Source organism: Pseudomonas sp. B2M1-30 (assembly GCF_025447575.1).
GTDB lineage: Bacteria > Pseudomonadota > Gammaproteobacteria > Pseudomonadales > Pseudomonadaceae > Aquipseudomonas > Aquipseudomonas botevensis.
Genome location: NZ_JAOEJT010000012.1, coordinates 58,017 through 76,882 on the forward strand (window position 1 = coordinate 58,017; position 18,866 = coordinate 76,882).

The following is an 18,866-nucleotide window of genomic DNA, read 5'->3' on the forward strand; positions in this document are numbered from 1 at the left end:
AAAAAACCGGAGCACCGTGAAGTGCTCCGGTCGGGTCAGGCAACCGCGTCTCAGGCCAGTTCTTTACGCAACTGACGCGCCGCGTTGACCATGTGTACCAGCGCCGCTTCGGTTTCCGGCCAGCCACGGGTTTTCAGTCCGCAGTCCGGGTTGACCCACAGGCGTTCGGCCGGGATGCGTTTGGCAGCCTTGCGCAGCAGGTTGGCCATTTCCGAAGAATCCGGAACCCGTGGCGAGTGGATGTCGTAGACGCCCGGGCCGATCTCGTTCGGGTAGGCGAAGGCTTCGAAAGCGTCGAGCAGCTCCATGTCCGAACGCGAAGTTTCGATGGTGATCACGTCGGCATCCATCGCCGCGATGGACTCGATCACGTCGTTGAACTCGCTGTAGCACATGTGGGTGTGGATCTGGGTTTCGTCACGCACGCCGGAGGCGCACAGACGGAACACTTCAGTCGCCCAGTCCAAGTAGTGCTGCCACTGCGCCTGACGCAACGGCAGGCCCTCACGGAACGCGGCTTCGTCGATCTGCACGATTTTGATCCCGGCCGCTTCCAGATCCACCACTTCGTCGCGAATCGCCAGCGCCAGTTGGCGCGCCTGCACCTCGCGGCTCACATCTTCACGGGGGAACGACCACATCAGCATGGTCACCGGACCGGTCAGCATGCCCTTCATTACCTTGCCGGTCAGGCCCTGGGCGTAGCGGATCCATTCGACGGTCATGGCTTTCGGGCGGCTCAGGTCGCCGAAGATCACCGCCGGTTTCACGCAGCGCGAACCGTAGCTCTGCACCCAGCCGAAACGGGTGAACACGTAGCCGTCCAGTTGCTCGGCGAAGTATTCGACCATGTCGTTGCGCTCGGCTTCACCGTGAACCAGCACGTCGAGGCCCAGGCGCTCCTGAATTTCCACGGCATGACGAATTTCGCTGTGCATCGCTTCGGTGTATTCGGCGACAGTCAGCTTGCCTTGCTTGAACGACTGGCGCGCCAGACGGATCGACGCGGTCTGCGGGAACGAACCGATGGTGGTGGTCGGGAACAGCGGCAGATCGAGGCCGGCGCGCTGCTTGGCGATACGCTGGGCAAACAGCGACTGACGCTGGCTGTCCTTGGCGGTGATCGCCGCGACGCGCGCTTGAACGGCGGTTTTGTGGATACGCGGCGACGCGGCACGGCTGGCCTGAACGGCGCGGCTTTGGGTCAGCGCTTGCAGCACTTTCGGCGCTTCAGGCTCGTTCACCGCCTGGGCCAGTACGGCGACCTCTTCGCACTTCTGCACGGCGAAGGCCAGCCAGCTCTTCAGCTCGGCGTCGAGTTTGTCTTCGCGGCCCAGATCCACCGGGCTGTGCAGCAGCGAGCAGGACGGCGCGACCCACAGACGATCGCCCAGACGCTCATGAGCGTGTTGCAACGTGGCGAGGGCGTTTTCCAGATCGCAACGCCAGACGTTACGGCCGTTGACCACGCCCAAGGACAACACCTTGTACGCCGGCAGGCGATCAAGAATGGTCGGGTACTGATCCGGCGCACGTACCAGATCGATGTGCAGACCGTCGACCGGCAGATTCGCCGCCAGGCCGAGATTTTCTTCCAGACCACCGAAGTACGTGGCGAGCAGTTTTTTCAGCGGATCACGCTGAATCTGGTTGTAGGCGCGCTCAAAAGCGTTTTTCCATTCCTGCGGCAGGTCGAGCACCAGAATCGGCTCGTCGATCTGCACCCACTCCACGCCTTGAGCCGCAAGACGCGCAAAGATCTGGCCGTACAGCGGCAGCAGGCGGTCGAGCAATTCCAGTTTGTCGAACTCCGCGCCCTTGGCCTTGCCCAGCCACAGGTAAGTCAGCGGACCGATGATCACAGGCTTGACGTTGTGACCCAGCGCACGGGCCTCTTCGACTTCTTCGAACAGTTGATCCCAGCCCAACTGGAACTGCTGGTCGGCGCTGAACTCCGGGACCAGATAGTGATAGTTGGTGTCGAACCACTTGGTCATTTCCTGAGCATGGGCACCGCCGCAGCAGCTGTCACTGACGCCACGCGCCATGCCGAACAGGGTTTGCAGAGTGGCTTTGCCATCGTGCGGACGGAAGCGCTCGGGGATCACGCCGAACATCAGCGAGTGGGCCAGCACCTGGTCGTACCAGGCAAAATCCCCCACCGGCAGCAGCTCGATACCCGCGTCTTTTTGCAGCGCCCAATGCGCCTTGCGCAGCTCGCGGCCGACGTCGCGCAGACCCGCTTCGTTCAGTTCTCCTTTCCAGAACGCCTCTTGCGCTTTCTTCAGTTCGCGGTCGCGACCGATGCGCGGAAATCCAAGGGAATGGGCCAGTGCCATAACAAACAACTCCAATGTCTTGTCGATGGCGGCCATTGTCGATTTCGGTCATGAATGAGACAAACTCAATTTAATCTCGTTGGTCTCAAGTTTTGTTCATGTACATCACCCCGCGTCGATCTGCCCCCGTCACCCTTGACCTCTGTGTCAAAAAGTTGCGAGGGATGACATCCGGGCTTATGTTGCTTGCGTGCTAATCCCGTGCGCATGAAGCGCCATGACTCACCGAAGGAAAACGAAATGTCAAAGCAATCCCGCCCTGCAGTGCTTGGGCAGATCGGTAATACGCCGCTGGTACGCGTCACGCGGTTCGATACCGGTCCATGCACCCTGTTCCTCAAGCTTGAATCACAAAACCCCGGCGGTTCGATCAAGGACCGCATCGGCCTGGCGATGATCGACGCCGCCGAACGCGATGGCCGCCTCAAACCGGGCGGCACCATTGTCGAGGCCACCGCCGGCAACACCGGCCTCGGGCTGGCGCTGGTCGGGCGCGCCAAGGGCTACCGCGTGGTGCTGGTGGTGCCGGACAAAATGTCCACCGAGAAAGTCCTGCACTTGAAGGCCATGGGCGCCGAAGTGCATATCACCCGCTCCGACGTCGGCAAGGGCCACCCCGAGTACTACCAGGACGTGGCGGCACGACTGGCCAAAGACATTCCCGACGCCTTCTTCGCCGACCAGTTCAACAACCCGGCCAACCCGCTGGCCCACGAATGCAGCACCGCACCGGAAATCTGGGCGCAGACCGAACATGACCTGGACGCCATCGTGGTCGGCGTCGGCTCGGCCGGCACCCTGACCGGACTGACCCGGTTCTTCCAGCGCGTGCAACCGAATCTGGAAATGGTGCTGGCCGACCCGATCGGCTCGGTGATGGCCGAATACAGCCGCAGCGGCACCCTGCCGAAACCCGGTTCCTGGGCCGTTGAAGGCATCGGCGAGGACTTCATTCCGTCGATCACCGACCTCTCCAGCGTGCGCCATGCCTACTCGATCAGCGATGAAGAAAGCTTCGACCACGCCCGTCAATTGCTGAAAGCTGAAGGCATTCTCGGTGGTTCGTCCACCGGCACCCTGCTCGCCGCCGCGCTGCGTTATTGCCGCGAACAGACCGAGCCGAAACGTGTGGTCAGCTTCGTCTGCGACACCGGCACGCGCTACCTGTCGAAGGTCTACAACGACCAGTGGATGACCGACCAGGGCCTGCTGCAGCGCAAGGGCTACGGTGACTTGCGTGACCTGATCGCCCGGCGCTTCGAGGATGGCCGCGTGATTTCCGTCGGCCCCGACGACACCTTGCTCACCGCATTCCAGCGCATGCGCCTGGCCGACATCTCACAACTGCCGGTGCTGGTGGAAGGCAAGAAACTGGTCGGCGTGATCGACGAATCGGACATTCTGCTCGGTGTGCATGAGGACGCCTCGCGCTTCAGCCAACCGGTTGCCAGTGCCATGTCCGACAAACTGCAAACCCTCGCCCCCGGCGCCTCGCTGGCGGACCTGGAATCGGTGCTCAGTCGCGGCCTGGTCGCGATCATCGCCGACGCGGCAGGCTTCCATGGCCTGATCACCCGCACCGACATGCTCAATCAACTACGGAGATCCCTTGCATGAGTCAGCACGACAAGAACGCCCGGCCCCAGGGTTTCGCCACGCGGGTGATCCACGCCGGACAGACCCCGGACCCGACGACCGGGGCGCTGATGCCGCCGATCTACGCCAACTCCACCTACCTGCAGGACAGCCCCGGCGTCCACAAGGGTTTCGACTACGGTCGCTCGCACAACCCGACGCGTTTTGCCTTGGAGCGTTGCGTGGCGGATCTCGAGGGCGGCACTCGCGGATTCGCGTTTGCCTCGGGGCTGGCGACGATTTCGGCGGTGCTGGAATTGCTTGATGCCGGCTCGCACATCGTCTCCGGCAATGACTTGTATGGCGGCACGTTCCGTCTGTTCGACAAGGTCCGCCAGCGCAGCGCCGGGCACCGTTTCAGCTACGTCGACCTGGCGGACCTGTCGGCGTTCGAAGCCTCGCTGCAGGACGACACGCGCATGGTGATGGTCGAGACCCCGACCAACCCGCTGCTGAGCCTCAGCGACCTCGCGGCCATCGCCCGCATCTGCCGTGCTCGCGGCATCATCTGCGTGGCCGACAACACCTTCGCCAGCCCATGGATCCAGCGCCCGCTGGAGCTGGGGTTCGACATCGTGCTGCACTCGACCACCAAGTACCTGAACGGCCACTCCGACGTGATCGGCGGTATCGCGGTGGTAGGACAGAACGCTGAGCTGGCCGAGCGCCTGGGCTTCCTGCAAAACGCCGTGGGCGCAATTGCCGGGCCGTTCGACGCCTTCCTCACGTTGCGCGGGGTGAAAACCCTGGCGCTGCGCATGGAGCGGCATTGCAGCAATGCGCTGGAACTGGCGCGCTGGCTGGAACAGCAGCCGCAGGTGTCCCGTGTCTACTACCCCGGCCTGCCGTCGCACCCGCAGCATGAGTTGGCGAAACGGCAGATGCGCGGTTTCGGCGGGATGATTTCCGTGGACCTGAACACCGATCTGGCCGGCTCGCGGCGCTTTCTGGAGAACGTGGAGATTTTCGCCCTCGCCGAAAGCCTCGGCGGCGTCGAAAGCCTGATCGAGCATCCGGCGATCATGACCCACGCCACGATCCCGGCCGACACCCGGGCGAAACTCGGCATCGGCGATAGCCTGGTGCGTCTGTCGGTAGGCGTCGAGGATCTGGAAGATCTGCGTGCCGATCTGGCCCAGGCGCTGGCACGGATTTAACCGGCCACAAACGACAAAGCCCGCACAGGGCGGGCTTTGAAGTTCGAGTAGGCGGCCAGTGCTGGTCTCTGGCTTACGAGGTTTATCAGGACTCCCACAGTACAGGCAATGTGCTCTGCTGCTTCACACGGCGTAAGGGCTGGATCCCAGCGCGGGGATCTTTCTAACCGTGTACCCTTCGGAACGCGCCCAACGCTTCCTCGCTATCCGCTTGCGCATCAGTCTGCGTCTTCGCCTACATCCTTGAGCCTAGCAAACACCCCCGAATGCGCCCCGCCATTTTTAGACCGATTTTCTTCTAGCCCCCACCTGCAAGGAAGTTAACCGACTATCGCCTGCGGCCTCCTGGCACCGGTGCCGCCCGAACGGCGAACTATACTTCTGGTTTCGTTCGCCGGTTTCACGCAGTACGTCGACACCCGTGCGCTTTCGCGGTGCGCCCGTGCCAATCGCCAATCTGGTTAACCCCGGGCCAAGGAGCCACGTCGTCGAAACCGACGGCCAGCGCTCGGCGCTGTGTGGCTGATGGGGCGTGGAGAAGAACATGAGACACAAGCTCTGGTCTGGTGTTGTACTGGCAGTCGCTGCAACGGTGGTGACGCCCGGTGTATGGGCAGCTCAGGCGCAGGCATTGGCGTCCGACGGTGCGGATCATGTGAAGGCCGGGGCTGTGGCTTCTGATGGTTCGGATCATGTTGGCGCCGGAGCCGTTGCCTCTGATGGCGCGGACCATGTGAAGGCTGGGGCTGTGGCCTCCGACGGCGCGGATCACGTTGGCGCCGGCGCCGTTGCCTCTGACGGTTCGGACAAGGTTGGCGCTGGTGCTGTGGCCTCTGACGGTGCAGATCACGTCGGTGCTGGAGCCGTCGCCTCCGACGGTGCGGATCATGTCGGCGCCGGGGCCGTCGCCTCCGACGGTGCGGATCACGTTGGCGCTGGTGCCGTGGCCTCTGACGGTGCGGATCATGTCGGCGCCGGGGCCGTGGCCTCTGACGGTGCGGATCATGTCGGCGCTGGGGCCGTGGCCTCTGACGGTGCAGATCACGTCGGTGCTGGAGCCGTCGCCTCCGACGGTGCGGATCACGTCCGTGCTGGAGCCGTTGCCTCCGACGGTGCGGATCATGTCGGCGCCGGGGCCGTCGCCTCTGACGGTGCAGATCACGTTGGCGCTGGTGCTGTCGCCTCTGACGGTGCGGATCACGTCGGTGCTGGAGCCGTCGCCTCCGACGGTTCGGACAAGGTCGGCGCTGGTGCCGTGGCCTCTGATGGTTCGGATCATGTCGGCGCTGGTGCCGTGGCCTCTGACGGTGCAGATCACGTCGGTGCTGGAGCCGTCGCCTCCGACGGTGCGGATCATGTCGGCGCCGGGGCCGTGGCCTCTGACGGCACGGACAAGGTCGGCGCCAGTCGCCTCGCCTACTCCCGCGTCGGTGTTGGCTCCGACCAGGTCGCCTCCGCGCTCATGACCGGCAGCTATTCAGACCAGTTCAACAGCCCTCAATAACCGATCCCTGCCAACCGACGGGCGGCTTCAATAGCCGCCCGTTTTGCCTCGCACTAGCACATTTGTGCTAATCGACCACCCCGCCACGCGGCGCTATATTCCTTCGCAACCCCCGACGTTTCCCAACATTGCCGCTGTGCAGTGCGCGGGATCGTTGCGTCTGGAAAAAGAACAACACCAAGGAAGAAACACCATGAAACTGCAAAGCCTCAGCACACTCACGGTCATCGGCGCCTTGCTCATCGGCGTCACCGGTTGCCAGACCGCCAAACCCACCGAAGCCAGCATGAAAGAACGCGCCCAGACCGTCATCGGCAAACCGGTCAGCAAAATCGACAACATCCGCAGCGACAGCACCCTCACCTACTACACCGCCTATACCCCTGCCGGCGAATACAACTGCGAGCTGCCCAGCGGCGCGATCATCGCGGTCGCCAGCATGGGCATCATGACGCCGCCGCTGTCCTGTCTGCCCAAAGGCGCCTCGCCCATTCCGGTTCAGTGATCCGGCGTGACGCCACACGAACTCATTTTGCTTACCCGTCAATGGACTCCGTCTGATCATGAAAACACTTATCGTCACCCTCGCCCTCGCCGCCATCGCGCTGACTGGCTGCGCCACGCCGAAACAATGGGAAGCCACCGGCGGCAGCAAGACCGACGGCATCGTGCAGGTGTCCTACGAGCTGGGCCAGTTCGAAAGCGGGCAGACCTCGGCGGCACAGGGCCTGGCCACCGCCGAGAATCGCTGCAAGACCTGGGGTTACAAGAGCGCCGAAATCACCGGCTCCGAGAAAAACATCTGCCGCACCATGGGCCAGTACAACTGCCTGCAAACCACCATCACTCAGGACTATGAGTGCCGGCGTTGAATCAAACCTGCCCGACCGGCTCCAGTGGCCGGTCGCGCAGGGCACGCAAGGTCGCGCGCAGCTCGGCCGGGCGTACCGGTTTGGACAGGATGGCAATTTGGCGGTCGTGCAAGGCCGCCTGTATTTTCTCGATGTCATGCCCGGTGATAATCATCGCCGGCACCGCCCAGCCCCGCTGCCTGCGGACTTCGTCGATGCATTCAATGCCCGTGGAATGCGGTCCCAGATCGTAGTCGGCGACAATGATGTCGCAGTCGGTGAGCAAATCCCGCCCCGTCAATTCGGCCTGTACCTCGCAGCCCCAGCGCTCGAGTAGCGCCGAGGTTGCCAGCAACACGTTGCGATCATCCTCCACCAGACACACTTTCAGCCCTGTCAGCATGCCCGCCTGGCGTGGCTCATCGCGCTTGACCGGCTGTGGCGGCGACGCAACCAGGGGCAAGCCATGCAGGCTGACCGTCGTACCGCGCCCGAGCCGTGAACGAAGGCTGACCTCCACCCCCATCATCTGCCCGAGGCGCTTGACGATCGACAAGCCCAGGCCCACGCCTTCGACGTCCTTGTCGCGCAACTGGCGAACCCGATAAAACTCCTCGAACACCTTGGGCAGATGCGCCTCGGCAATCCCGTTGCCCTGGTCATGAATCACGATCGCCACCCCCGCTCCGCGCTTGCGTACCCCCACCAGCACGGGCCGCTGCGCACCGTACTTGAAGCAGTTGGAAAGCACGTTCTGCACCATTGTCGCCAGCAAGGCCGGGTCGGTTCGCACCCAATGCCTGCAGGGTCGCAGCCGCAACTCCACGCCGCTCCAGCGCGCGGCTTCAGCGTTCTGACGAATCAGGTCCGCCAGCCACTCGCCCAATTCCACGGTTTGCAACTTGGGCAGAATCCGCCCGTTGTCCAGGGTGTACAGATCCAGAATCGAACGGAACAGTTGCGACACGTTGAGCAGCGAACGGTCGATATTGTCCACCAGCCGCCGCTCCTCCTCACCCAGCCGCGACTCGCGCAGACAGGCCGTGAACAGGCCGATGGAATGGATCGGCTGGCGCAAGTCATGACTGGCCTGGGCGAGGAACCGCGACTTCTCCAGATTGGCCGCCACCGCCTCCTCCGACGCCTTGCGCGTGCGCTCCAGCAGCAGGTGCGCATACACCGGAATCACCGTGCTGGTAATCAGCAGCATCAGCACCATGAACGGCTGCGCCTGCCACACCGGCGTCAGGCGATAGACGATCACCAGCGCCAGCAGCGCCAGCCCCGTGGCAATCGCCAGATAGCGCGAGCCGTAGCGCATGCCATTACCGAGGTTGACCCAGACCATCACCGCGTACAGCGGCAGCGCGGCCTCGCCACCGACCACCAGGCCGAACGAGGTGCCGGTGTAGTCATGCACCATGCCGAAGATCCGCCGCGCCGGATAATGCCCCGGCCAGCGCACGATCGCCTGGCGCAGGGCGATCGACGCCAGCAGAAATACACAGATATAAGTGATCACCGGCAGATAGGTTTCGAAGCGCTGCCCGGGCAAAAAGCCCAGTGCGCCGATGTAAACCACGGCAACGCTGGCGAGGATGATGCGCAGATTGGCCTGGTCGAGTTCGGTGTTTTTCTCGAACTTCATGGGGAACGTCCTTGTGCGGCACTCGTCATATTCAGCACGAACCAACAGGCAATGCCTTCGACCGGTGCTAAGGTGCATGCCTTGATAAATACCTGATCCAGGGAGGACTCGGCCATGGCATGTCGGATCATCATAGCCGACGATCATCCGCTGTTTCGCGAGGCGATGCGGCGCACCGTCCAGCGCCTGCTGCCTGAGGCATCCATCGATGAAGCGGGCGATCTCGACAGCGTACTGGCCCTGCTGCCCCGCGGGATCGAGCCGGACTCGCTGATTCTGGACCTGCGTTTCCCCGGCCTGACGTGCGTCAGTCAGCTCGCCGAGCTGCGTCGGCGCTTGCCGCGTACAACCCTGATCGTGGTGTCGATGGTCGATGACGAGGCGTTGATCGGCGAGGTCATGGCGGCCGGCATCGACGGCTTCATCGGCAAGAACATCGCCCCGGATGACATCGGTCAGGCGATCCTGGCGATCCGCGAAGGCGAAGTGCTGGTGAAGTTCGCGCCGTCAGGCCTGTTGCCACTGGAAACCGGCGCGGCCCTGACCCCGCGTCAGCAGGACGTCCTGCGCCTGATCGCCCAGGGCAAGACCAACAAGGAAATCGCCCGCGAACTCGATATTTCGCCGTTCACCGTGCGCATTCATGTGTCGTCGCTGCTGCGCACGTTGAACGTGCCGTCGCGGGCTGCCGCGGCGGTGAAGTATTCCGGCACGCTCTGACGGCGCTTTTTTGAGCATCCTCAGTCTCAGCTAAGTCTTGTTCCCTATCGTCTCTTCCTGCGCACTTTCAGCGCTGCTCAGGAGAGGCAACCCGCCGATGAACGCCATCAAGGCCGACTGGCTCAACAAAGTACCCGAGGTGACGCTGTCCTTCTGGGTGATCAAGATTCTTTCTACCACCGTGGGTGAAACGGGTGCGGACTTTCTGGCGGTCGATGCCGGTTTCGGCGCTGGCTGGACCAGCATCGGCATGGCACTGCTGTTGGCTGTCGCGCTGTTCTGCCAGTTGCGCACCAAAGCCTATACGCCGTGGATCTACTGGCTGAGCGTGGTGCTGGTGAGCATCGTTGGCACACAGATCACTGACATCATGACCGACATGCTCGATGTCAGCCTCTACACCAGCACGGCGCTGTTCAGCGTGCTGCTGGCCATCAATTTCTTCGTCTGGTACCGGGTCGAGCGCAACCTGTCGATCCGCGAAATCGTCACGCCCCGGCGCGAATGGTTCTACTGGACGACCGTACTCTGCACCTTCGCACTGGGCACGGCGGCAGGTGACCTGGCCACCGAAGCCCTCGGCCTGGGTTTCACCCTCGGCGTCATGATCTTCGGCTTATTGATCGCCGCTACGCTGATCGCCTGGCATCTGGGCGCCAATGTGGTGCCGGGCTTCTGGATCGCCTACATCCTGACCCGCCCGTTCGGCGCCTCCCTCGGCGACTTGCTCACCCAGGCCAAGACCTATGGCGGCCTCGGCTTGGGCGCAGCGTGGACCAGCGCGATTTTTCTCAGCGTCATCGTGCTGTTGGTGGGGGCCGCGCAGATCAACACCGGCAACCGCAAAACCATCACTCAATAACTGTTCAACAGCCACCAGGAAATTCTCATGCGCACACTGCAAAACATGGTTCGTCACGTTGCGATCGTCTCCGCGATTGCCTTGCTGAGCATCGCCACCGGCTGCTCGAAACCCGCCGACAAACCCAATGCCGGAACGCCATCAGCCAGCGTCGCGGCACCATCCGGGTCGAAACTCGGCGACCTGTCGGCGTTCCGCACCATCGCCGCCGATGTCAGCGCGCTCGTCGCCAAAAACGATCTGCCTGCCGCCAAGACCCGGATCAAGGATCTGGAAAGCGCCTGGGACTCCGCCGAAGCCGGAATCAAACCCCGCGCCGCCATTGACTGGCATGTGCTGGACAAGGCGATCGACCGTTCGCTCGACGCGCTGCGCAGCAGTACGCCGAAGCAAAGCGACTGTCAGGCGGCCATGGGCGAGCTGATGGCAGCTTTCGATGCCATGCGGGTCCAGCCATGACCCGGAGCGAGTGAACGGGCGGACAAACACCGGCACAGGTGCTTGAATACAGGCGCGACGGTCACGACCGCCGCGCCTTTTTTGCGGAGTGGAACATGCGGATATTGCTGGTCGAAGACGACCCGATGATTGGTGAGGCGATCCAGGGCGCGCTCAGCGATGCGAGCTATGCCAGCGACTGGGTGAAAAACGGCCTGACCGCGCTGTCGGCGCTGCAAACGCAACCCTATGATCTGGTGTTGCTGGACCTCGGTCTGCCCGGCAAGGACGGCCTCGAGGTACTCGACAGCATACGCGCGGGCAACAACCCGGTGCCGCTGCTGATCATCACCGCCCGCGACAACCTTGATGACCGCCTGCGCGGTCTTGACGGTGGCGCGGACGACTACCTGCTCAAACCCTTCGAAATTGCCGAGTTGCTGGCGCGTATTCGTGCGGTGTTGCGGCGCAAGGGCGGCAACGCTCAGTCGCGGCTGGATAACGGCATTGTCTCGCTGGATCTGCTGTCGAAGCAGGCCTGCACTGCCGAAGCGACTGACGTGCAACTGTCGAGTCGCGAATTTGCTCTGTTGCAGGCGCTGCTGATTCGGCCGGGGGCGATTCTCTCGCGCAGCGAACTGGAAGATCGCCTGTACGGCTGGGGCAATGAAGTGGAAAGCAACGCGGTCGAGTTCCTGATCCACTCACTGCGGCGCAAACTCGGCAACCATGTGATCAAGAACGTCAGGGGTATGGGATGGATGGTTTCAAAAGGCGCCTGAGAGCCTCGGTTCAGTTTCGACTCTCCGCCACGCTGTCTCTGGCGATTTTTCTTGTGGCCGTCGCGGCTGGAGCATTCGCATTCGTTGCCGCCATCGACGAAGCCCACGAAATGCAGGACGAGACCCTGCGCCAGGTCGCCATGCTGTTCGAACGCCAGCACATGACCCTGCGTTACCCCACCATCGACCCGATTCAAGGTGATGACGAGGAGTCCCGAGTCATCGTTCAATACCTGGCCGACAGCAGCAAAGCCGTCGGCAACGACGATGCCCTGATTCCACTGCCCTTCCCCGCGACACTGGCCGATGGTCTGGCGACCGTGAACGTCACTGGCGAGGACTTCCGGGTACTGGTCAGGACTACCGCACGGGGCGAGCGGTTCGTGGTGGCCCAAGAGGCCGATGTCCGCAATCAGGAAGCCCGTGAAAGTGCCTGGCGTAGTCTGCTGCCGTTTCTGATTCTGTTTCCGGTGCTGTTGCTGGTGGTCGGCGATCTGGTACGCAAGATCTTCCAGCCGATCTCGCGCCTCGCCAGCGAGATCAACCAGCGTGACGAACAGGCCCTGCACCCGATTGACGAGCGACCGTTGCCGAATGAGATCCAGCCCTTCGTCGTCGCCATCAATCGCTTGCTGGAACGGGTCGCACAATCGATGGACAGCCAGCGCCGCTTCGTCGCTGACGCGGCCCATGAGTTGCGTTCACCGCTGACGGCGCTGTCGTTACAGGCCGAGCGCCTCGGCGCTGCGGACCTGTCGCCAGTGGCCCGCGAGCGGTTGCGACCGCTGACGCTGGGCATAGAACGCAGCCGAAAACTGATTGATCAATTGCTGACACTCGCGTGTGCACAGGCGGGTGCGGTCCGGCTTCCAGGCGCTATTTCCGTACACAGTGTTTATCGGCAGGTGCTGGAGGACTTGCTGCCACTGGCTGAGCGCAAACAGATCGATCTGGGCGTGGAAGGTGCTGCAGACACACAGGTCGTCATCAGCGAGATGGATCTGTTCACCTTGATCAAGAACCTGGTGGACAACGCCATTCGCTACACGCCACCGGGTGGAACAGTCGATCTGTCGATCGGGCAACGGCGTGGTTCAGTGACGTTGCAAGTCAGCGATTCAGGGCCCGGTATTGACGAGGCCGAACAATCGCGGGTTTTCGAGCCGTTTTATCGAAGTGAACTGAGCGAAGAAACGGGTTCCGGCCTTGGCCTGTCCATCGTCAAGGCTATCGCCGAACGTGCCGGCGCGCAGGTTCTGCTCGGTTTTACCGACGAAACCCGCAAGCGCGGCTTGCGGGTTTCGGTGGTGTTCCCAACGACAGCAGGGTGAGATTTCCGGCTCAGGTGCGGCTCAAGGATCGACGTGCGCCATCAATTCCGGCACCGATTCCGGCCGCTTTGCGTAACGCTGCGCCAGCACCGCGCAGACCATCAACTGGATCTGGTGAAACAGCATCAGCGGCAGGATCAGCACCCCGATGGTGCTGCCGGCGAACAGCACCTGCGCCATCGGCACGCCGGTCGCCAGGCTCTTTTTCGAACCACAGAACAGGATGGTGATGCGGTCTTCCTGGCTGAAGCCGAATGCCTTGCCCAATACCGTCGACGCCACCAGTACCAGCGCCAGCAGGACGCAGCAGGCCACAACCAGGCCCAGCAGGTCGATCACCGGGATCTGATGCCAGATGCCTTCATTGACCGCTTCGCTGAACGCACCGTAGACCACCAGCAGGATCGAACCCTGGTCGACGAACTTCAGCCAGTTCTTGTTGCGCCCGACCCAGGCGCCGATCCAGCGCCGGGCGATCTGTCCGGCGATGAACGGCAGCAGCAGTTGCACGCTGATTTTCAGGATCGCGTCGAGGGTCGAGCCGCCGTCGCCGTGGACGTTCAGCAGCAAGGTCACCAGCAGCGGTGTGAGGAAGATCCCGAACAGGCTGGACGCCGCCGCGCTGCAGATCGCCGCCGGAATATTGCCCCGCGCCAGCGAGGTGAAGGCGATCGCCGATTGCACCGTGGCCGGCAGTGCGCAGAGGTAGAGCATGCCCATGTACAGCTGATCGCCGACCAAGGGCGACAGCAACGGCTTCAGCGCCAGACCCAATAACGGGAACAGGACAAAAGTGAGGCCGAACACCAGCAAGTGCAGACGCCAGTGGCCGGCGCCAGCGATGATCGACTCGCGGGAAAGTTTGGCGCCGTGCAGGAAGAACAGCAGCGCGATGGCGATGTTGGTGAGCCAGCCGAAGCCGACGGCGACCTGGCCGCTGGCGGGCAGGAAGCTGGCGAGCAACACCACGCCGATCAGGGTCAGGGTGAAGTTGTCGGGCAGGAATCTTGGGCGCGTCATGGTTTGCTCATCCGGGGGTTGCCTGTACGTGAAAGCGACTCTAACGTACCTGAGAATTACCGACTAACGCCGAAGAGCCGCCAGATGCCGCCTAAAGGACACGAAAAAAGCGTCAGACGCAGCGTCCCCGGGCTGCCGAGCCTGCCTCGTCCGCTGTACGGGCGCACCGAATCGCTGCCCAATCGCGCCCTCACCCGTCGCCACAGTCACCCGTGGGTGCAACTGTCCTACGCGATTCAGGGCGTACTCGAAGTGCAGACCAGCGCCGGACGTTTCGTCGCCCCGCCGGAACGCGCGGTGTGGATTCCGGCGGGCATGCCCCATCGGGTGTTCAGCTCGCCACAGACTGAAATGCGCAGCCTGTACATTGATTGCAGCGTGTCGGGGTGGGCAATCGAGCGTTGTCATGTGCTTGGGGTCAGCGACCTGCTGCGCGAGCTGATCCGGGCGTTCAGTCTGGTGCCGGTGGAATACGACCAGAACGGCGCACACGGACGGATGGCCCAGGTGATCCTTGATCAACTGGCCGAAGCACCACAGATCGACTTGATGCTGCCACTGCCCCAGGACAGTCGCCTGCGGCAGATTTATCAGAGCCTGGAACAGCATCCGGAGCAGCAAACTACGCTCAACCACTGGAGCGGAAAATTCGGCGTTACCGAGAAAACCCTGAGTCGGCTGTTTTTGCGCGATACCGGCCTGACCTTTCGTGCCTGGCGTCAGCGCTTGCGCCTGCTGGGTGCGCTGACCCCGCTGGAACGGGGCGAACGCGTCACCGACGTGGCTCTGGCCTGCGGTTATGACTCGACTTCGGCCTTCATCGCCGCGTTTCGCCAGCAATTCGGAGAAACGCCCGGAGAGTTTTTCCGATAAAAATGCCGATATTTATCGAATTTGTACGAGCCAAGCGACCCACTTCAAGGTAGAGTTTCGTCCATCAAACATTTTTGACGTCTTTCGACGATAACCCTGATGACCCACCCTTTAGCGAACCAGTCGGCGGTAACAGCATGATCGAAGTCACTGAAGTCTCCATTGCCCAATTGCGCGCGGCGCTCGAATCCGGCCAGACCACTGCGGTGGAACTGGTGCAGGCCTATCTGGCGCGGATCGACGCCTATGATGGCCCGGACACCGACACGGCGCTGAATGCCGTGGTGGTGCGCAACCCCGAGGCGCTGAAAGAAGCCGAAGCTTCCGATGCCCGCCGGGCAAGAGGTGAACTGCTCGGCCCGCTCGACGGCATTCCCTACACCGCCAAGGACAGCTATCTGGTCAAGGGCCTGACTGCCGCCTCCGGCAGCCCGGCCTTCGCCGATCTGGTCGCCCATCGCGACGCGTTCACCATCGAACGCCTGCGCGCCGCCGGGGCGATCTGCCTGGGCAAGACCAACATGCCGCCGATGGCCAATGGCGGGATGCAGCGCGGGGTCTATGGCCGCGCCGAAAGCCCTTACAACGCTGACTACCTGACCGCACCGTTCGCGTCCGGCTCGTCGAACGGCGCCGGTACGGCCACTGCCGCGAGCTTCTCGGCGTTCGGTCTGGCCGAAGAAACCTGGTCCAGCGGTCGCGGCCCGGCCTCGAACAACGGCTTGTGCGCCTACACGCCGTCGCGCGGGGTGATCTCGGTGCGCGGCAACTGGCCGCTGACCCCGACGATGGACGTGGTGGTGCCGTACGCGCGCACCATGGCTGACCTGCTCGAAGTGCTCGATGTGGTGGTTGCCGAAGACAGCGACACCCGTGGCGACCTGTGGCGTCTGCAACCGTGGGTGCCGATTCCGAGCGTCGCCTCGGTGCGCCCGGCCTCGTACGCCGAACTGGCAGTCAACCGTGATGCCTTGGCCGGCAAACGCCTGGGTGTGCCGCGCATGTACATCAACGCCGACCCCGAGGCTGGCACCAGCGCCGAACCGGGTATCGGCGGCCCGACCGGCCAACGCATCAACACCCGGCCTTCGGTGATCGATCTCTGGAAAGAGGCGCGCAAAGCCCTGGAAGCCGCCGGTGCCGAAGTGATCGAAGTGGATTTCCCGCTGGTGTCCAACTGCGAAGGCGACCGCCCTGGCGCGCCAACCGTGTTCAATCGCGGTATCGTTTCCAAGGAGTTCCTGCACCACGAATTGTGGGAGCTGTCGGGCTGGGCGTTCGATGATTTCCTGCGGGCCAACGACGATCCGAAACTCAATCGCCTGGCCGACGTCGACGGGCCGAAAATCTTCCCGCACGACCCGGGCACCCTGCCCAACCGTGAAGGCGACCTGGCGGCAGGCATGGACGAGTACGTGCGCATGGCCGAGCGCGGCCTCGCCTCGTGGGATCAGATCCCGACCCTGCCGGACGGTCTTCGCGGCCTGGAACAGACCCGCAAGATCGACCTGGAAGACTGGATGGACCGCCTCGGCCTCGACGCCGTGCTGTTCCCGACCAACGCCGACGTTGGCCCGGCAGATGCCGATATCAATCCGGTTTCGGCGGACATCGCCTGGAGCAACGGCATCTGGGTCGCCAACGGCAACCTGGCAATCCGTCACCTCGGCGTGCCGACCGTGACCGTACCGATGGGCATCATGGCGGACATCGGCATGCCGGTAGGCCTGACGTTTGCCGGGCGCGCCTATGATGATTCGACGCTGCTGCGCCTGGCGGCAGCGTTTGAAGCGACCGGTTCGAAGCGCCAGATACCGCCGCGTACGCCGGCGCTTTCGGCGCGTCGATAGCAGCACAACGTTATGCCGCGACCGGTGGGCGCGGCATTTTTCCGACTTGATGATGAGTAACCGGATCACACTTATCAGTACCGGACAACTGTCAGTTCTATCAGTTGTTCGGTCGATAACGTGCGAGTAGCGTGAAAATGAGTTGATAGTCCCTATCAACGAAACACCTACTCACCATTCGGAAAGTTGCATCATGAACAATCCTGAAAACCCAATAGCAACTGCTCTTCGCGATGATTTGAATCCAGACTCACCGCGATCTAAAACGCCTTCTCCCTTCGTATATTACCGAGCTTCTTTTCAACCACCCCTGCCCTCCGGAAAAACAGAAATTCGTGCGAAAGAGTTCTGGTTCCAGAGCTTCACCGATCAAGCCGAAAGTCTTCTTGGAAGCAGCGGCGAGGGATTCGAAATCGAGAAACTATCCCTGGTCATTCCTAAAGGATTGAAGGACGGCACCTACCCGATAACAAGCAAAGACCGGCCATTCATTCTCATTGAAGTCGATCAGATTTCACCGGCTGCAAGGAGTGGAAATCTGACAATTACCCGCCATAACGACGGCACGATCTCAGGATTTTATAAAGTCGAGATAGTGATAGAGGACATCAAGTACACCGTTGACGGAAAATTTCATCTTGAGCCTACGTACGACAACCAATACTAGGAGCCTGCGGTGTCGCTGGGAAAATTTCGGCTGCGCTGAACGGATGAGCAAGCTGTTTCTCCGTTGCGTTCAGCGAGCCTGCTACACGCAACACTTCGGAAAAACCGAACCACAGTGACGAAATAAACGATTTTTCTCCCGCGTAATCCCCTCGCTAGCATGACCGCGTCTACCCAAACAATATTCAGACCGGGAGAACGCCATGCCAGCCACACACCTTAATATCGGCGAGCCGTGGATGTGGGGCGCCTTCATCGTCTTCGTTCTGGCGATGCTGGCCCTGGATCTGTTTGTCTTCGGCGGACGCAAGGCGCATCGGGTGTCGGTGCGCGAAGCCTCGGCGTGGGTGGTTGCCTGGTGCCTGTTGGCGCTGGCGTTTGCCGGTCTGCTCTGGTGGTATCTGAACGGCGCGTTCGGCGCCGAGATCGCGCAGCGCAAAACCCTGGAATTCCTCACCGGTTATCTGATCGAGCAATCGCTGTCGATCGACAACATGTTCGTCTTCGTGATGATCTTCGGCTACTTCGCAGTGCCGCCGGAGTTGCAACGGCGCGTACTGCTGTACGGCGTGCTCGGGGCGATCGTGATGCGCGCGGCGATGATTTTTGCCGGGGTCTGGCTGGTGTCGCAGTTTGCCTGGTTGCTGTACGTGTTCGGCGTGTTCCTGATCATTACCGGGATCAAGATGCTGGTGTTCGCCGAGCAGCAACCGGACCTCGACAACAACCCGCTGCTGCGCTGGGTGCGCGGGCATCTGCGCATCACTCACGGTTTTCATGGCGAGCGCTTTTTCGTGGTGCAGAACGGCGTGCGCTGGGCCACGCCGATGTTTCTGGTGCTGGTGCTGATCGAGGCCAGCGACCTGATGTTCGCGGTCGACAGCATTCCGGCAATCTTCGCCGTCACCACCGACCCGTTCATTATTTTCACCTCGAACATCTTCGCAATCATGGGCCTGCGCGCCCTGTACTTCCTGCTCGCCGACATGGCTGACCGCTTTCACCTGCTCAAGTACGGCCTGGCGCTGGTGCTGGTGTTCATCGGCGGCAAGATGACGGTCATGCCGTGGTTTCACATGCCCGTGGAGTGGTCGCTGGCGGTGGTGGGGACGGTGATTTTGCTGTCGGTGGTGTTGAGCCTGATCCTCACACGCAAAGAGGATCAGACCCAGTCTTTGTAGGAGCCGTGC

General features: G+C 62.3%; 17 protein-coding genes. 14 read left to right on the forward strand and 3 right to left on the reverse strand.

Going from position 1 to position 18,866, the window contains the following annotated elements; genetic code table 11:
• Window positions 1-50: 50 nt before the first annotated feature.
• The gene (metE, locus tag N8H74_RS21570) at window positions 51-2,339 is read right to left on the reverse strand and encodes a 5-methyltetrahydropteroyltriglutamate--homocysteine S-methyltransferase (RefSeq protein ID WP_262150116.1); all 2,289 of its coding nucleotides are present in this window, start codon (window positions 2,337-2,339) and stop codon (window positions 51-53) included.
• Between the two features lie 240 nt (window positions 2,340-2,579).
• On the opposite strand from metE, the gene N8H74_RS21575 reads away from it, so the two are divergent.
• The 5 genes from N8H74_RS21575 (at window position 2,580) to N8H74_RS21600 (ending at window position 7,507) form a co-directional block, all read left to right on the forward strand.
• Window positions 2,580-3,956, forward strand: a complete 1,377-nt coding sequence (locus N8H74_RS21575) for a cystathionine beta-synthase (RefSeq protein ID WP_262150118.1) — start codon at window positions 2,580-2,582, stop codon at window positions 3,954-3,956.
• Window positions 3,953-5,131: a cystathionine gamma-synthase gene (locus N8H74_RS21580; protein WP_262150120.1), complete on the forward strand. Its 1,179-nt coding sequence runs from the start codon at window positions 3,953-3,955 to the stop codon at window positions 5,129-5,131. The genes N8H74_RS21575 and N8H74_RS21580 overlap by 4 nt, the downstream gene beginning before the upstream one ends.
• Window positions 5,132-6,152: 1,021 nt before the next feature.
• Window positions 6,153-6,635 (forward strand): phage infection protein, encoded by a 483-nt coding sequence (locus N8H74_RS29350; protein WP_347710406.1) that lies wholly within the window; start codon window positions 6,153-6,155, stop codon window positions 6,633-6,635.
• A gap of 193 nt (window positions 6,636-6,828) precedes the next feature.
• Window positions 6,829-7,140: a hypothetical protein gene (locus N8H74_RS21595; RefSeq protein ID WP_217833160.1), complete on the forward strand. Its 312-nt coding sequence runs from the start codon at window positions 6,829-6,831 to the stop codon at window positions 7,138-7,140.
• A 58-nt stretch (window positions 7,141-7,198) separates the two neighbouring features.
• Complete coding sequence (locus N8H74_RS21600; RefSeq protein ID WP_262150126.1) at window positions 7,199-7,507, forward strand: YecR-like lipofamily protein; 309 nt, start codon at window positions 7,199-7,201, stop codon at window positions 7,505-7,507.
• A 1-nt stretch (window position 7,508) separates the two neighbouring features.
• On the opposite strand, the gene N8H74_RS21605 is transcribed toward N8H74_RS21600, so the two are convergent.
• Window positions 7,509-9,134 (reverse strand): hybrid sensor histidine kinase/response regulator, encoded by a 1,626-nt coding sequence (locus tag N8H74_RS21605; RefSeq protein ID WP_262150129.1) that lies wholly within the window; start codon window positions 9,132-9,134, stop codon window positions 7,509-7,511.
• A 114-nt stretch (window positions 9,135-9,248) separates the two neighbouring features.
• Here N8H74_RS21605 and N8H74_RS21610 point away from each other — a divergent pair, with 114 nt between their 5' ends.
• The 5 genes from N8H74_RS21610 to N8H74_RS21630 all read left to right on the forward strand — a co-directional run bounded on the left by N8H74_RS21610 (window position 9,249) and on the right by N8H74_RS21630 (window position 13,267).
• Window positions 9,249-9,854, forward strand: coding sequence for a response regulator transcription factor (locus N8H74_RS21610; protein WP_217833152.1), 606 nt, complete (start codon window positions 9,249-9,251; stop codon window positions 9,852-9,854).
• Window positions 9,855-9,951: 97 nt separating this feature from the next.
• On the forward strand, window positions 9,952-10,716 hold the full coding sequence (locus tag N8H74_RS21615; RefSeq protein ID WP_262150132.1) for a hypothetical protein: 765 nt from the start codon (window positions 9,952-9,954) through the stop codon (window positions 10,714-10,716).
• Window positions 10,717-10,743: 27 nt separating this feature from the next.
• A complete protein-coding gene (locus N8H74_RS21620; RefSeq protein ID WP_262150134.1) occupies window positions 10,744-11,175 on the forward strand; it encodes a hypothetical protein in 432 nt (143 codons plus the stop codon).
• Window positions 11,176-11,270: 95 nt separating this feature from the next.
• Window positions 11,271-11,936, forward strand: coding sequence for a response regulator transcription factor (locus tag N8H74_RS21625; protein ID WP_262150136.1), 666 nt, complete (start codon window positions 11,271-11,273; stop codon window positions 11,934-11,936).
• Window positions 11,912-13,267 (forward strand): ATP-binding protein, encoded by a 1,356-nt coding sequence (locus N8H74_RS21630; RefSeq protein WP_262150137.1) that lies wholly within the window; start codon window positions 11,912-11,914, stop codon window positions 13,265-13,267. The genes N8H74_RS21625 and N8H74_RS21630 overlap by 25 nt, the downstream gene beginning before the upstream one ends.
• Window positions 13,268-13,288: 21 nt before the next feature.
• Here the strand turns inward: N8H74_RS21630 and N8H74_RS21635 are convergent, their stop codons facing one another.
• Window positions 13,289-14,287 (reverse strand): bile acid:sodium symporter family protein, encoded by a 999-nt coding sequence (locus N8H74_RS21635; protein WP_217833141.1) that lies wholly within the window; start codon window positions 14,285-14,287, stop codon window positions 13,289-13,291.
• 84 nt (window positions 14,288-14,371) lie between these two features.
• On the opposite strand from N8H74_RS21635, the gene N8H74_RS21640 reads away from it, so the two are divergent.
• From N8H74_RS21640 to N8H74_RS21655, 4 genes are all read left to right on the forward strand, one after another.
• A complete protein-coding gene (locus N8H74_RS21640) occupies window positions 14,372-15,160 on the forward strand; it encodes a helix-turn-helix transcriptional regulator (protein WP_262150140.1) in 789 nt (262 codons plus the stop codon).
• A gap of 137 nt (window positions 15,161-15,297) precedes the next feature.
• A complete protein-coding gene (locus N8H74_RS21645; RefSeq protein ID WP_262150142.1) occupies window positions 15,298-17,010 on the forward strand; it encodes an amidase in 1,713 nt (570 codons plus the stop codon).
• A gap of 193 nt (window positions 17,011-17,203) precedes the next feature.
• Complete coding sequence (locus N8H74_RS21650; RefSeq protein ID WP_262150144.1) at window positions 17,204-17,677, forward strand: hypothetical protein; 474 nt, start codon at window positions 17,204-17,206, stop codon at window positions 17,675-17,677.
• A gap of 202 nt (window positions 17,678-17,879) precedes the next feature.
• Entirely contained in the window at window positions 17,880-18,857 is a 978-nt protein-coding gene (locus N8H74_RS21655) for a TerC family protein (protein WP_217833132.1), read from the forward strand.
• Window positions 18,858-18,866 lie beyond the last annotated feature (9 nt).

Coding starts and splice junctions, on each gene's coding strand:
- N8H74_RS21620 (WP_262150134.1), top strand. CDS start 10,744: ATGCGCACACTGCAAAACATGGTTCGTCACGTTGCGATCGTCTCCGCG.
- N8H74_RS21640 (WP_262150140.1), top strand. CDS start 14,372: ATGCCGCCTAAAGGACACGAAAAAAGCGTCAGACGCAGCGTCCCCGGG.
- N8H74_RS21605 (WP_262150129.1), bottom strand. CDS start 9,134: ATGAAGTTCGAGAAAAACACCGAACTCGACCAGGCCAATCTGCGCATC.
- N8H74_RS21610 (WP_217833152.1), top strand. CDS start 9,249: ATGGCATGTCGGATCATCATAGCCGACGATCATCCGCTGTTTCGCGAG.
- N8H74_RS21580 (WP_262150120.1), top strand. CDS start 3,953: ATGAGTCAGCACGACAAGAACGCCCGGCCCCAGGGTTTCGCCACGCGG.
- N8H74_RS21655 (WP_217833132.1), top strand. CDS start 17,880: ATGCCAGCCACACACCTTAATATCGGCGAGCCGTGGATGTGGGGCGCC.
- N8H74_RS21625 (WP_262150136.1), top strand. CDS start 11,271: ATGCGGATATTGCTGGTCGAAGACGACCCGATGATTGGTGAGGCGATC.
- metE (WP_262150116.1), bottom strand. CDS start 2,339: ATGGCACTGGCCCATTCCCTTGGATTTCCGCGCATCGGTCGCGACCGC.
- N8H74_RS21615 (WP_262150132.1), top strand. CDS start 9,952: ATGAACGCCATCAAGGCCGACTGGCTCAACAAAGTACCCGAGGTGACG.
- N8H74_RS21650 (WP_262150144.1), top strand. CDS start 17,204: ATGAACAATCCTGAAAACCCAATAGCAACTGCTCTTCGCGATGATTTG.
- N8H74_RS21595 (WP_217833160.1), top strand. CDS start 6,829: ATGAAACTGCAAAGCCTCAGCACACTCACGGTCATCGGCGCCTTGCTC.
- N8H74_RS21575 (WP_262150118.1), top strand. CDS start 2,580: ATGTCAAAGCAATCCCGCCCTGCAGTGCTTGGGCAGATCGGTAATACG.
- N8H74_RS21600 (WP_262150126.1), top strand. CDS start 7,199: ATGAAAACACTTATCGTCACCCTCGCCCTCGCCGCCATCGCGCTGACT.
- N8H74_RS21645 (WP_262150142.1), top strand. CDS start 15,298: ATGATCGAAGTCACTGAAGTCTCCATTGCCCAATTGCGCGCGGCGCTC.
- N8H74_RS21630 (WP_262150137.1), top strand. CDS start 11,912: ATGGATGGTTTCAAAAGGCGCCTGAGAGCCTCGGTTCAGTTTCGACTC.
- N8H74_RS21635 (WP_217833141.1), bottom strand. CDS start 14,287: ATGACGCGCCCAAGATTCCTGCCCGACAACTTCACCCTGACCCTGATC.